The organism is Angustibacter speluncae (assembly GCF_054777815.1).
Genome location: NZ_BAAHAF010000145.1, coordinates 1 through 12,963 on the forward strand (window position 1 = coordinate 1; position 12,963 = coordinate 12,963).

Here is a 12,963-nt window from a genome sequence, read left to right on the forward strand (position 1 = left end):
GGCAGCACCGACAGCGCGGCCTCCACCCGCGCCTCGATCCGCGCGACCTGGTCGGCGCGCGAGCGACCGCCCGGCGGGGCGGCGCCCTGGACCCGGACGAACCACCGTGGCGACGACGTCACCCTGTGGGAAGGCCCGTCCTGGGCCGTCGGCGCGGTGGCCGGTGCGCTCGCCGCACCGGGCCTGCCACCCCGCGTGCGGGCCGGTGCCGCTGTCGCGACGGCCGGTGCGGCCGCCTTCGGCGTGCTCGACGACCTCGGCGAGCGCGGGTCGTCCAAGGGGCTGCGAGGCCACCTCGGGTCGCTGGCCCGCGGCGAGGTCACCACGGGCGCGCTGAAGATCCTCGGCATCGGCGGGACGGGCGTGCTGGCCGCGGCGCTGCTGCTCGAGCGCGACGGGCGGGGGGCGGTCCGCCACCTGGCCGACGTCGTCGTGGCCGGAGGGGTCGTCGCCGGGACGGCGAACCTGGGCAACCTGCTCGACCTGCGTCCCGGCCGGGTGCTGAAGGTCGCGCTCTCGGCCGCACCCGCCGCGCTCGCAGCCGGTGCGCTCGCCGCGCTGCCGGCCGCGGCGGTGGGGGCCTCGCTGCCGCTGCTGCGTCCCGACCTCGGCGAGCGGTCGATGCTGGGCGACGGCGGCGCGAACGCGGTCGGCGCGCTGCTCGGGGTGTCGGCGGTGGCTGCCACCGCCGGAGCGCCCGCCGGCGGCCGCACCCGCGGCGTGCTGCTGGCAGGACTGGTCGCGCTCACGCTGCTCAGCGAGAAGGTCAGCTTCACCCGGGTGATCGAGGGCACGCCCGTGCTGCGCGAGCTGGATGCGCTGGGGCGGCGTCCTCGCACCGCGCCGTGAGCCCGGCCTCCCGGCGCGCCCTCGGCGTGGCCGGCGGGATCGCCGGCGGTGCCGCGGTGTTCGCCGCGATCACGCTGCTCGCGCGGGCGGCCGGCTTCGGACGCTGGATCGTCTACTCGAACTCGGTGTCGGCCGAGTGCGTCGGCAACGCCTACTCCACCGCCAACCAGCTGCCGAACGTGCTGTTCGAGGTCGTGGCGGGCGGAGCCCTGGCGGGCGCCGTGGTGCCTCTGCTGGCCGGTCCGCTCGCCCGTGCCGACCGCGCCGAGGTCGACCGCACGGCCTCGGCGCTGCTCACCTGGGCGGTGGCGGTGCTGGCGCCGGTGTCGCTGCTGGTGGCGCTGCTCGCGGGTCCGCTGGTGCAGCTGCTCGGTGCGGGTGGGCGCGGGTGCGACGGCGGGGCGGCGCTGGCCGCCCGGATGCTCGTCGTGTTCGCCCCGCAGGTGCTCCTCTACGGGATCGGCGTGGTGCTCGCGGGCGTGCTCACCGCGCACCGCCGCCTGGTCTGGCCGGCCCTCGGCCCGCTGCTGTCGTCCCTGGTCGTGATGACCGCGTACGCGATCTTCGCCCGCACCGCGCAGGGTGCCGGGAACGACCCGCTCGCCCTACCCGGCACGGCCGAGGCGTGGTTGGCGTGGGGGACGACCGCCGGCGTCCTGGTGATGACGCTGCCGATGCTGTGGCCGGTGCGGCGGGCCGGCGTCCGGCTCCGACCCACCTTCGCCTTCCCGCCCGGTGTCGCGCGGCGCGCCGTGGCGCTCGCGAGCGCCGGCGTGGTGACGCTGCTGGCCCAGCAGGCCAGCGTGGTGGCGGTGCTGCTGCTGGCCAACGGGCGCGGGGCCACTGCCACTCTCAACGTCTTCCAGTACACCCAGGCGGTGTACCTCCTGCCGTACGCGCTGCTGGCGGTGCCGCTGGCCACCAGCGCCTTCCCACGGCTGGCCGAGCGGGCGGCCACCGGCGACACCGACGGGTTCGCCGCCACCGCGGCCTGGACCACCCGGGCGCTGCTGCTGGTCTCGTCGGCCGGCGCCGCCGTGCTGGTGGCCGTGGCCGTCCCGGTGGCGGCGTTCTTCGGCCACCTCGACGCCGGCGAGGTGGGGGAGATGGCGCCCGCGCTGGTCGCGATGGCCCCGGGCCTGGTCGGGTTCGCGGTCATCGCGCACGTGGGCCGGGCGCTGTACGCGCTGGAGCGCGGACGTCTGGCGGCCGTGGCCACCGTGGTGGGCTGGGTCGCGGTCGTGGTGGCGATGGTGGTGCTGTCGCTCCTGGTCACCCGGCCGCCTGACGTCGCCGTCGCGCTCGGCGGGGGCACCAGCATCGGCATGACGGTGGCGGGGGTCGCGCTCGTGGTGGCGCTGCGACGCAGCGCCGGACCGTCCGCCCTGGACGGCCTGGCCCGCACCCTGCTGGGCAGCGGCGCCGCGGCGGTGCTGGCGGGCGGTGCGGGCTGGTGGGCGTCCACGGGTCTCACCGGTGCGTGGGGCGGGAGCACCGGGGGCAGCGTGCTGGCGGGGCTCGGGTCGGCGCTGGTCGCCGCGGTGGTGCTGGTCGCCGCGCTGCCGGTGCTCGACCGGCCGAGCGTGCGGGCCGCCACCCGGCTGGCCCGCCGCGGGCGGGCGAGCGGGGCCGAGGGGTCCACGGACGGCACCACCGGGGTGCCCGGCGAGAGGCAGGCGACGTGAAGGTCCTCCTGGTGCAGGGCACCTCGGCAGGTGGCGTGGGACGGCACGTGGCCGCGCTCGCGTCCGGGCTGGTGGCACGGGGTCACGAGGTCGTGGTCGGCGCCCCGGCGGCGGCGCGCGCGGACTTCGACCTCGACGCGACCGGGGCGCGGTTCTCGCCCGTCGACATCGGCGACCGCCCGAGGGTGGGTGCGGACGCAGCAGCGGTGCGCGAGCTGCGCCGGCTCGCCGCGGGCGCGGACGTCGTGCACGCCCACGGCCTGCGCGTCGGCGGGCACGTGGCGCTCGCGCGCACGTCCACCCCGCTCGTGGTGACGCTGCACAACCTGCCGGTCGGCGGGCGCCTGGTGGGGCGCGTGTCGGCGGTGGTCGAGGGGCTCGTCGCCCGCCGCGCCGCGGCCGTCCTGGGCATCAGCGGCGACCTGGTCGAGCGGATGGCGGCGCGGGGCGCGCGGCGCACCGAGCGGGCGCTCGTCCCGTCCCCGCCCGGGGCGCCGCCGAGCGGGACGCGGGAGCAGGTGCGCGAGCGGGTCCGGGCCGAGCTGGGCCTCGCCGACCGCGAGCTGCTGCTGGTCACCGTGGCGCGGCTCGCACCGCAGAAGGGCTACCCGCTGTGGTTCGACGCGATCGGGCAGCTCGCGCGCACGCACGCCGGCGGGTTCGTGGCGGCCGTCGCGGGCGACGGCCCGCTGCGCGGCGAGCTCGAGGCGCGGGTGGCGGCCGAGTCGCTGCCGGTGCGGCTGCTGGGTCACCGGTCCGACGCCGCCGACCTGCTGACGGCCGCCGACGTCGCAGTCAGCCCCAGCGTCTGGGAGGGCCAGCCGCTCGGGGTGCAGGAGGCCTTGCGGCTCGGGGCGCCGCTGGTGGCCACCGACGTCGGCGGCACCGGCGAGGTCACCGGGCGCGCCGCCGTCCTGGTGCCGTACGGCGACGCGCGGGCGCTGGCGTCCGCGGTCGGCCGGCTGCTCGACGACCCGGCCGGCCGCGAGCACTACCGGCGCGCCGGCCTCGAGCGGGCTGCGACGCTGCCCACCGACGACGACGCCGTGGCGCAGGTGGAGCAGGTCTACCGGGCGGTCACGGGCTGAGACGCGCCGACCCGCGGGGCGTGTCGCGCCGCGCCGGTCGGCGGGTCGCGCGGCGGCTGCTATCGTCGAAGCCCGTGGTGGATCGCAGCTACGGGACCTCGGCCAGGCAGGGCGGGTCCGCAGCGACCCGCCACATCTTCGTCACCGGTGGGGTGGCCTCGTCCCTGGGCAAGGGGTTGACGGCCTCCAGCCTGGGGCACCTCCTGCGGGCCCGCGGCCTGCGGGTGTCGATGCAGAAGCTCGACCCCTACCTCAACGTCGACCCCGGGACGATGAACCCGTTCCAGCACGGCGAGGTGTACGTCACCGACGACGGCGCCGAGACCGACCTCGACATCGGCCACTACGAGCGCTTCCTCGGCGAGGACCTCGACGCCTCGGCGAACGTCACCACCGGCCAGGTGTACTCCGAGGTGATCGCCAAGGAGCGGCGCGGGGAGTACCTCGGCGACACCGTCCAGGTGATCCCGCACATCACCAACGAGATCAAGCGCCGGATGCGCCTGCAGGCCGACGCCCCCGGCCCGCACGGTGCGCCCGACGTCATCATCACCGAGGTCGGCGGCACCGTCGGCGACATCGAGTCGCTGCCCTTCCTGGAGGCCGCCCGCCAGGTGCGCCAGGACATCGGGCGCGACTCGTGCTTCTTCGTGCACGTCTCGCTGGTGCCGTACATCGGCCCGTCCGGCGAGCTGAAGACCAAGCCGACCCAGCACTCGGTGGCCGCGCTGCGCTCGATCGGCATCCAGCCGGACGCCGTGGTGCTGCGCTGCGACCGCGAGCTGCCCGAGGGCATCAAGCGCAAGATCGCGCTGATGTGCGACGTCGACTTCGAGGCCGTCGCGACCGCCAAGGACGCTCGCTCGATCTACGACATCCCGAAGGTGCTGCACTCCGAGGGCCTCGACGCCTACCTCGTCCGCCGGCTGGACCTGCCGTTCCGCGACGTGGACTGGACGGCGTGGGACGAGCTGCTGCGCCGCGTGCACCGTCCCGCGCACGAGGTCGAGGTCGCCCTGGTCGGCAAGTACATCGACCTGCCCGACGCGTACCTGTCGGTCACCGAGGCGCTGCGCGCCGGTGGGTTCGACCAGGACGCCCGGGTGCGCATCCGCTGGGTGGCGTCCGACACCTGCGCGACGCCCGAGGGTGCGCGCAAGGAGCTGTCGGGCGTCGACGCGGTCTGCGTCCCAGGCGGTTTCGGCGTGCGCGGCATCGAGGGCAAGCTCGGCGCGCTGCGCTGGGCGCGCGAGAACCAGGTGCCCACGCTCGGGCTGTGCCTCGGCCTGCAGTGCATGGTGATCGAGTACGTACGCAACGTCGTCGGGCTCGAGGGCGCGTCGTCGTCGGAGTTCGACCCGGGCACCGAGCACGCCGTCATCGCGACGATGGACGAGCAGAAGTCGATCGTCGCCGGCGAGGGCGACATGGGCGGGACGATGCGCCTCGGCCTGTACCCGGCCGCGCTCAAGCCGGGCTCGGTCGTGGCCGCGGCCTACGGGAGCGAGCGGGTCTCCGAGCGGCACCGCCACCGCTACGAGGTCAACAACGAGTACCGCGAGCGGCTGGAGGCGGCCGGACTCGTGGTGTCGGGGGAGTCGCCCGACCGGCAGCTGGTCGAGTTCGTCGAGCTGCCGCGCGAGGTGCACCCGTACTACGTCTCGACCCAGGCGCACCCGGAGTTCCTGTCGCGCCCCGACCGGGCCCACCCGCTGTTCGCAGGGCTGGTGGCGGCCGGTCTCGAGCGCCAGCGCGAGGAGCGCCTGATCGAGGTCGAGTCGGCCCGCGTGGGCGACGACGAGGTCGACGTCGACGCCGCCGCGACCGGTGCGACGGTCTGAACCCGCTGTGACGACAGGGGGTTTCGCCGAGGGCGACCGGTTGCAGCCGCGTCCCGTGGTGGCGTCGGAGGTCGTGCACGCGGGTCTGATCTGGGACGTCGTCCGCGACACCGTCGACCTCGGCGAGGCCGGCACCGTGCGGCGCGAGTACGTGCGCCACCCGGGAGCGGTGGGCGTGCTGGCGCTCGACGAGCAGGAGCGCATCCTGCTGGTGCGGCAGTACCGCCACCCCGTCGGCATGGAGCTGTGGGAGCTGCCGGCCGGTCTGCTCGACGTGCCGGGGGAGCCCCCGGTGGGCGCGGCGCAGCGCGAGCTCGCCGAGGAGGTCGACCTGGTCGCCGGGCGCTGGGACGTGCTCGTCGACTGGTTCAACTCGCCGGGCGGGATGGACGAGGCCATCCGCGTCTTCGTGGCCCGCGACCTGTCGCCCGTGCCCGACGACCAACGGCACGAGCGCGAGCACGAGGAGCGCGACATGGTCGCCGAGTGGGTCGCGCTCGACGACGCCCGCGACGCCGTGCTCGCCGGCCGGGTGCACAACCCGACCGCCGTGGCGGGCGTGCTCGCGGCCGCCGCCGCCCGTGACGCCGGGTGGACGACGCTGCGTCCCGTCGACGCGCCCTGGCCGGAGCACAAGGCCTACCGCTGACCCAGCCGGGTTCGCCCAGGGTCTTCCGAGATGTCCGGTTTGTCGCTACGGTCGCAGGACGGGCGTGAGAGCGCTCCCAACGCGATCGGGAGGTCGACGACGATGTCGAGCAGCACGAGCACCAGCAGCGGCACCAGCAGGAGGGCGTTCCTCGGGGCCGCGGCGGCCCTGACCCTGGCAGGTGGCAGCGGCCTGCTGACGCCGCGGAGGGCGGCGGCGGCGACGCTGCCGCTGTCGGTGGTGAACCGGAGCGGACGCTACCCCGATGACGCCGTGTGGGTGCACGTCGTCGGCACCGAGCTGGCCACCGGCCGGCAGGGCCACGTCGACGCGTCGGGCGCGTTCGTGCCGGCGAGCCTGGGGGACAACGGGTCCGGTGGCACGGCCTCGTACGGCGTGCCGCTCTCGCAGCGGCGGCAGCTGCCGCTGCCCGAGCTGTCGGGGCGGGTGTACGTCTCGCTCGGCCAGCAGATCCCGTTCCGGGTGGTCGGCACGCCCGACGGCGTCGGGATCGCGCACCCGGCGGGGTGGGTCGAGAGCGACCCGTCGTTCGGGATCCTCTACGACTGCATGGAGTTCACCCACACCGGCGGCGCCATGTACTGCAACACCACGATGGTCGACATGTTCAGCGTCCCGCTGTCGATCACGTTGAGCGGCAACGCGAACCAGCGGGTCGGCGAGGTCGTCAGCGGCGGCAGGGCGCGGGTGTTCGAGCGGATGGCGTCGACGCCGGGCTTCGGCAACCTCGTCGTCGGCGACCGGCGCGTGATCGCGCCGAGCCACGGCATCGGCGCGGGACGGTTCGACGGCGGCTACCTCGACGGGTACGTCGCGCAGGCGTGGGACGCCTACCGCGACCGCGACCTCACCGTCGTCGCCGGACCGCAGACCTACCGGCTGCGGGTGCAGGGCGACCAGATCGTGGCGTGGCAGGGCGACGCGCAGCGTGCGGCGTTCAACCGTCCGAGCACCAGCGACGTGCTGTTCTGCAACGGCGCGATCAGCGCGCCGAACGACGGCGTCGGGGGACCGATCGCGGCGATCCTGGGGGCGGCGCTCAACCGCACCACGATGCGCGACCAGGCGACCCAGCCGACCACCGACCCGGCCGGCTTCTACCAGGGCGAGCGGACGAACCACTACGCCAAGGTGCTGCACGAGGTGCACGTCGACGGCCGCGCCTACGGGTTCGCGTTCGACGACGTCGCGGGGTTCGCGTCGTACATCGAGGACCGGGGCGCGCGGTCGGTGGAGCTCGCCGTCGACCCGTTCTGAGCCCGTCCGACCCGCTGGTCAGGCCTTGGCGTCGGACCAGCGGGTCACGACGGCGACGTCGGCCACGAACCGCACCGGTGCGTCCGTCCAGCGGGCGGCGGTGCCGCGCAGGTCGTCGACCACCGCGGTGCGCAGGTGGTCGGCGGCCTGCTCGTGCACGTGCAGCAGCAGCTCGTCGTGCAGGCAGAGCACGACCTCGCCGGTGCCCTCGGCCCGCAGCCGCGCACGGACGGTGGCCGTCCAGGCCTTGAACAGCTCGGCGGCCGAGCCCTGCACGACGGCGTTGCGCGCGAACCGTCCTCGCGCCGCGACAGCCGACTGGTGGGCGCGCACGGCGTCGGGCCCGGCGTCGGCGGGCAGGGGATCGAGGTGCCACATCCGCACCCGCCGGCCGGCGTGGGTGAGCACGTCGCGACCGGCCTTGCCCTCGTTGTGCGCGCGCTGCAGGAAGCGCATCGCCACCGGGTAGGCACGCTCCATGTCGCGCAGCGCGTCGGCGGCCGTGCCGTGCGTCTGGCCGTACATCGCCGCGAGCACCGCGATCTTCGCAACCGGTCGCTCGCACCCCAGCGCGGTGGCGACGTCGGCGTAGAGGTCGTCGGACGCGGCGGCCCGGGCGAGCCCGCGGTCTCCCGAGATCGCCGCCAGCACACGGGGTTCGACCTGGCCGAGGTCGGCCCGGACGAGCAGGTGGCCCGGGCGGGCCCGCACCGCCGGCCGCAGCTCGCGCGGCATCGAGTGCAGACCGGCGGACGCGGTCATCCGCCCCGCGCCGCCGTCGCTGCCGGTCCAGGTGCCGCGCAACCGGCCGTCCGCGCCGAGGTGGGCGTCGAGCCAGCGGTAGCCGTAGGTGGTGGCGATGCGTTCGCCCTTGCGCCACTGCAGCAGCGCGTCGACGAGCGGGTGCGAGCCGGCGAGCTGCTCCAGACGCCAGGAGCGCGTGTCGGGAAGGTCGAAGCCGTTGCGCCGCAACAGCTCCTTCACCTGCGCGGGGCTGCGCAGGTCGACCGACGACTCCGTGGGCACGGTGTCGAGCACGAGGCGGTCGCGCTCGGACCGCAGCCGGCGCTCGTCCGCCTCGTCGGCCGGACGACGGTCCGCCACCGCCCCGATCAGCGACTCGGCCTCGGCGCGGTCGACGGGCAGACCCGTGGCCCCGAGCTCGACCGCGAGCAGGTCGGTGGCCGACTCGGCCCACACGCCGTGCAGCGCGCTGCCGGCGGCCGGCACCGCGTCGACCAGCTCGCGCTGGCGGGCAGCCACCTGCAGTGCGGTGGCCGCCCAGCGCGTCGCGGTGTCGGCCGAGGCGGCCCAGGCCCCGGCGGCCCAGTCCGGTCGCAGGTGGCCGTCCGGGCGCACCGGGTCGTCGGGTGCGCCGTCGTCGTCGGGGCCGTCGGTCGCGCCGAGCAGGTCGAGCTGGCCGGCGCGCGGCGCGGCCGCGGGATCGAGCCCGCGCACGTGGCACCAGACGTCCACCGGCTCGGCGCGGAACCCGCCGTGCAGCACCCGGTGCACCGCCGCGAGGTCCCAGCAGCGACCGAGCCGCAGCGACGGGTCGACGGCGAGCAGCGGCCCGAGCACCGAGGCGGCCGACCACCACGTCCACCGCGGTGCGTGCTCGGCGTCGAGGCCGGCGAGCAGCGCCGGCGCCCGCTCGAGGGGCACCAGGTGCGTCACGCCACCCGGGCGCACCAGCGCGAGCGCCCCGCCGCCCACGGCGAGCGCGACCTGCTCGCCCCGGGCCGGCCGGTCGTCCTGGTCCACCGGTGCCGCGCCGCGCGTCAGGCGAGCCAGCGCGACAGGCTGCCGATCGCCGCCGGGTAGGCGTCGAGGCGGTTGACCCGCTTGGCGAGGCCGTGGCCCTCGTCGTCGTAGACGCGCAGCTCGCACTCGAGCCCGTTCGCCCGCACCGCCGCGACGACCTGCTCGGCCTCCGACAGCGGGACGCGCGGGTCGTTCGCGCCGTGGATCACGAACAACGGCGCGCGGACGCGGTCGATGCGTGGCAGCGGCGAGGCGGCCTCGAGCAGCTCGCGGTCGGTGGCGAGGCTGCCGTACTCGCGCTCGCGGTAGACGCGGCGGTAGGCGGAGGTGTTCTCCAGGAAGGTCACCAGCGAGGAGATCCCGACGATGTCGACGCCGGCCGCCCACAGGTCGGGCTGGAAGGTCAGGCCCGCGAGCACCATGTAGCCGCCGTACGACCCGCCCCAGAGCGCGGCGCGGTCGGGGTCGTGGCCGAGCGAGGGCAGCCACGCGTGCACGGCCGCGAGGTCGGCGACCGAGTCGAGCCGCAGGGGGCCGTCGTCGAGGGAGTACCAGCGCCGGCCGAACCCCGTCGAGCCGCGCACGTTCGGCACCAGCACGGCGTGGCCGGCGGCCGAGATCGCCTGCACGACCGGGTTGAACGTGCGCACCGACTGCCCCTCGGGACCGCCGTGCACGAGCACGACGCACGAGCCGGTGGCGCCGGCGCCGGGCGGGTAGGAGAAGCAGGGGACGCGCTCGTCGTCGGGTGTCGGCACGCGGTGCGACGACGGCAGCGCCGCCGGGGCGGGCAGCGCCGCGGCGCTGTCGGTGCGCCGGTCGACCTCGCCGGTGGTGGCGTCGACGACGAGCACGTCGCCGGGCACGCCCGGCGCGCTCAGGCTCAGGACCACGCGCGCGGAGGCGTCGTCCCACACCGGGTCCGGGAGCATGTACGACACGACACCTGCGGCCGGGGTGCCCTCGCCGGGCAGCCGCACGGCCTGCGTGACGCGACCGGTCGCCGGGTCGTGGAAGGCCAGGCGCGACTCGCCGTCGACGAGGGTCTCGACGAGCAGCCGCGCGCCGTCGGGGGACAGCCAGCCGCGGACGTCCCACAGGTCGTGGGCCACCAGCGGCAGGAACCGTCCGCGCCCGAGGTCGTACCGCCCGAGCAGCAGCGTGTCGTGGTCGGCGTCGGTGCTCCACAGCACGGACGACGAGTCCGGCGTCCACGACAGGCCCTCGTGGCGCCCGGGCTCGTCGGGGTCGGTGAGCGGCAGCGGCTCCGCGTCGCCGTCGCGCACGTCGAGCAGCACCAGGTGCGCGCTCATCGCGGTCGTCGACGTCAGGGCGAGGACGAGGCGCGCGCCGTCAGGGGAGAGCGCACCCTCGGCGACCGAGCCACCGCGCGTCCAGACGGCGACGTCGTCGCCGGTGCCGAGGTGGCGCACGTGCACGTCGAAGTCGACCCGGTTGCGGCCGTTGTGCGCGTAGACGAGGTGGTCGCCGCGGACGTCGAGCACCCGGTGCAGGACGCCGGCGGCGCGCACCAGCGGCTCGAGGTCGTCGAGACCCGCGGGGCCCGCGCGGTCGGCGTCGAGCACCGACAGCTGCGCGTTCTCGTCGCCGCCCTCGTCGTGCACGACCAGGACCCGCCGCCCGGGCAGGTACCGGCCCGTCACCGCGCCGGGGAGGGCGGTCAGCGGGCGGACGTCGTCGCCGTCGAGCTCGACCAGCTGGAACGTGCCGGCGTCGTCGTGGACGGCCAGCACGCGGCCCTGCGCGTCGAGGTCGAGGGCGCGCCAGCTGCGGACCTCGAGCCAGGCCTCGGTGGTGGGGTCGCTCATGCGCCCACCCTGTCACCCGGCCGGCGACCGCCGTGCGGGCGTCCTGCCGACCCGGCATGATCGCCGGGACGAGCGGCGGCACCCCGAGCCGGCGCGGAGGAGGACGACCGTGAGCGACCCGGCAGCGCAGGGCAAGGACCTCGCGCCCGTGGAGGTCAAGACCGAGCAGGAGCAGTCCCGGCTCGAGCGGACGGCCACCACGATCGTGACCCGGCTCGTCGACGCGGGCATCGACGGCGTCGGCCCCCTCGACCCCGCGGCGGACGCCGCCGAGGCGGCGCGGGCCGCGGCCGGCTCGACCGAGGCCGCCATCGAGCGGCTCGTCGCCACGCACCTGAAGCTGGCGGCGGCCGGCGGGTTCGTCACCGGCCTCGGCGGGTTCGTGACGCTCCCGGTGGCGCTGCCCGCCAACGTGGTCGGCTTCTACGGCATCGCGACCCGGCTGGTCGCCGGCATCGCGCACCTGCGCGGCTACGACGTCACCCAGCCCGAGGTGCGCACGGCCGTGCTGCTGACGCTGGTCGGCGCCGACTCGCGCAGCATCCTGGCCAAGGGCGGCATCTCGCCGGTCGGCAGGATCTCCGACCTGGCGCTGCAGCGGCTGCCCGGTCCCGCGCTGATGGTGATCAACAAGGGCATCGGGTTCAACCTGCTGAGCCAGCTCGGCAAGAAGGGGCTGTCGCGGCTCGGTCGCGGCGTGCCGCTCGCCGGCGGCGTCATCGGCGGTGGCCTCGACTACTGGCTGCTGCGCAGGATCGCCCAGAACGCCCGAGACGAGTTCGTGCAGCGCTGAGCCGCAGGGCGGGAACCCCCGGGGCCGGTCGTTCGTCGAGTGGGGCGTGCGGCGCAGCGCCGCGCGTCCGACGGGCCCGCGCCCGGGGAGGTCCCGGGTCCCGGGGGTACCGTCGGAGCACGCGACCGCGTCCCCCAGGAGGGCACCGTGAAGAGGATCTCGGCCTTCGCCGCGCTCTGGCAGGCGATCCGCGGGCAGCGTCGCCCCGACGCGCCCCCGATCTCCGAGCAGCTGCTGGCCCTGCCGCGTCTGGTCACCGCCACCCTGCGCGGCCAGTACCCCGGCACGGACCGCTCCCGGCTGCTGCTGATGGGCCTGGCGCTGGCGTACGTGGTGAGCCCGGTCGACCTGATGCCCGAGGCGCTGCTGCTGCTCGTCGGCATGGGCGACGACGCCTTCGTCCTGAGCTGGCTCGCCGGCGCCGTGCTGGTCGAGACCGAGCGCTTCCTGGCCTGGGAGGGCGACCCGGTCGCCGCCTCCGGTCCCGAGGGGGTCGTGCCCGGTCAGGTGATCTGACCGGCTGCACCCTCGCGTCGTCCACAGGCCGCCCGATCGGCCGGTCGTCCACAGCGGCGTCCTGACGGCACCCGCGCGGTCGTCCCGCTGCGGCAGCGTCCGCGGCATGCCGACCCCGCCGCCGCCCGACCGCCCGTCCCTCACCGTCCGCGAGCCGCGCGACGTCGTCGCGCTGGTCCCGTACCAGCTCGGGTTCGTGCCCCACGACTCGCTGGCGCTGGTCGCGTTCAGCGGCCCGGCCGGCGAGCTCGGCCTGGTCCTGCGCGTCGACCTGGCCGACGTCGTCACGGGCGACCCGCGGCGCGCCGACGAGGTGGCCGCCTACCTCGAGACCGACGGCGCCGACCGCGCGGTGGCCGTGGTCTACCTCGACGACGCGCTCGCCGGCGTCCCCGGGTGGCTCGACGTGCTCGACGACGCGCTCGCGGCTCGCGGCGTCGACCTGGTCGACTGCTGGCAGGTCGACCGCACCCGGTTCCGCTCGCTGCTGTGCCGCGGACGCGGGTGCTGCCCGCCGGAGGGCTGGCCGCTCGCGGAGGCCGAGGCGTCGGTCGTCAGCGCGCACATGGTCGGCCTCGGCCGCAGCCCCGCGGCCAGCCGGGCCGAGCTGCTGCCGGACCTCACGCCCGCCCCCGAGGCCGCGCGGCGGCGGGTCGCCGGGCGGGTGCGCC

The 12,963-nt window shown here is 76.2% G+C and carries 11 protein-coding genes; 9 read left to right on the forward strand and 2 right to left on the reverse strand.

The features are described 5' to 3' along the window. From ACYVKY_RS16240 to ACYVKY_RS16265, 6 genes are all read left to right on the forward strand, one after another. Window positions 1-849: hypothetical protein (locus ACYVKY_RS16240; RefSeq protein WP_460436026.1), on the forward strand; the 849-nt coding region annotated here is incomplete at its 5' end. Further along, window positions 846-2,534, forward strand: a complete 1,689-nt coding sequence (gene murJ, locus ACYVKY_RS16245; RefSeq protein WP_460436027.1) for a murein biosynthesis integral membrane protein MurJ — start codon at window positions 846-848, stop codon at window positions 2,532-2,534. The genes ACYVKY_RS16240 and murJ, both read left to right, overlap by 4 nt. Next, complete coding sequence (locus ACYVKY_RS16250) at window positions 2,531-3,622, forward strand: glycosyltransferase family 4 protein (RefSeq protein WP_460436028.1); 1,092 nt, start codon at window positions 2,531-2,533, stop codon at window positions 3,620-3,622. Before murJ ends, ACYVKY_RS16250 begins: the two co-directional genes overlap by 4 nt. A gap of 74 nt (window positions 3,623-3,696) precedes the next feature. Further along, complete coding sequence (locus ACYVKY_RS16255) at window positions 3,697-5,463, forward strand: CTP synthase (protein WP_460436029.1); 1,767 nt, start codon at window positions 3,697-3,699, stop codon at window positions 5,461-5,463. Between the two features lie 7 nt (window positions 5,464-5,470). Next, complete coding sequence (locus ACYVKY_RS16260) at window positions 5,471-6,112, forward strand: NUDIX hydrolase (RefSeq protein ID WP_460436030.1); 642 nt, start codon at window positions 5,471-5,473, stop codon at window positions 6,110-6,112. A 102-nt stretch (window positions 6,113-6,214) separates the two neighbouring features. Further along, window positions 6,215-7,390: a glycoside hydrolase 64/thaumatin family protein gene (locus ACYVKY_RS16265; protein WP_460436031.1), complete on the forward strand. Its 1,176-nt coding sequence runs from the start codon at window positions 6,215-6,217 to the stop codon at window positions 7,388-7,390. 18 nt (window positions 7,391-7,408) lie between these two features. Here ACYVKY_RS16265 and ACYVKY_RS16270 read toward each other — a convergent pair whose 3' ends face one another. Next, window positions 7,409-9,154 carry a DNA polymerase gene (locus ACYVKY_RS16270; protein WP_460436032.1) on the reverse strand — a complete coding sequence of 582 codons (1,746 nt, stop codon included), beginning with the start codon at window positions 9,152-9,154 and terminating at the stop codon, window positions 7,409-7,411. Between the two features lie 17 nt (window positions 9,155-9,171). Beyond that, window positions 9,172-10,983: a S9 family peptidase gene (locus ACYVKY_RS16275; RefSeq protein WP_460436033.1), complete on the reverse strand. Its 1,812-nt coding sequence runs from the start codon at window positions 10,981-10,983 to the stop codon at window positions 9,172-9,174. A gap of 109 nt (window positions 10,984-11,092) precedes the next feature. Here ACYVKY_RS16275 and ACYVKY_RS16280 point away from each other — a divergent pair, with 109 nt between their 5' ends. From ACYVKY_RS16280 to ACYVKY_RS16290, 3 genes are all read left to right on the forward strand, one after another. Beyond that, on the forward strand, window positions 11,093-11,776 hold the full coding sequence (locus ACYVKY_RS16280; protein ID WP_460436034.1) for an EcsC family protein: 684 nt from the start codon (window positions 11,093-11,095) through the stop codon (window positions 11,774-11,776). A gap of 147 nt (window positions 11,777-11,923) precedes the next feature. Then, complete coding sequence (locus ACYVKY_RS16285; protein ID WP_460436035.1) at window positions 11,924-12,292, forward strand: YkvA family protein; 369 nt, start codon at window positions 11,924-11,926, stop codon at window positions 12,290-12,292. Window positions 12,293-12,398: 106 nt separating this feature from the next. Beyond that, on the forward strand, window positions 12,399-12,963 hold a 565-nt coding region (locus ACYVKY_RS16290), incomplete at its 3' end, for a DUF4192 domain-containing protein (RefSeq protein ID WP_460436036.1).

What these genes read in the sequence shown, in the direction of transcription:
- ACYVKY_RS16265 (WP_460436031.1), top strand. Translation starts at nt 6,215, where the DNA reads ATGTCGAGCAGCACGAGCACCAGCAGCGGCACCAGCAGGAGGGCGTTC.
- ACYVKY_RS16275 (WP_460436033.1), bottom strand. Translation starts at nt 10,983, where the DNA reads ATGAGCGACCCCACCACCGAGGCCTGGCTCGAGGTCCGCAGCTGGCGC.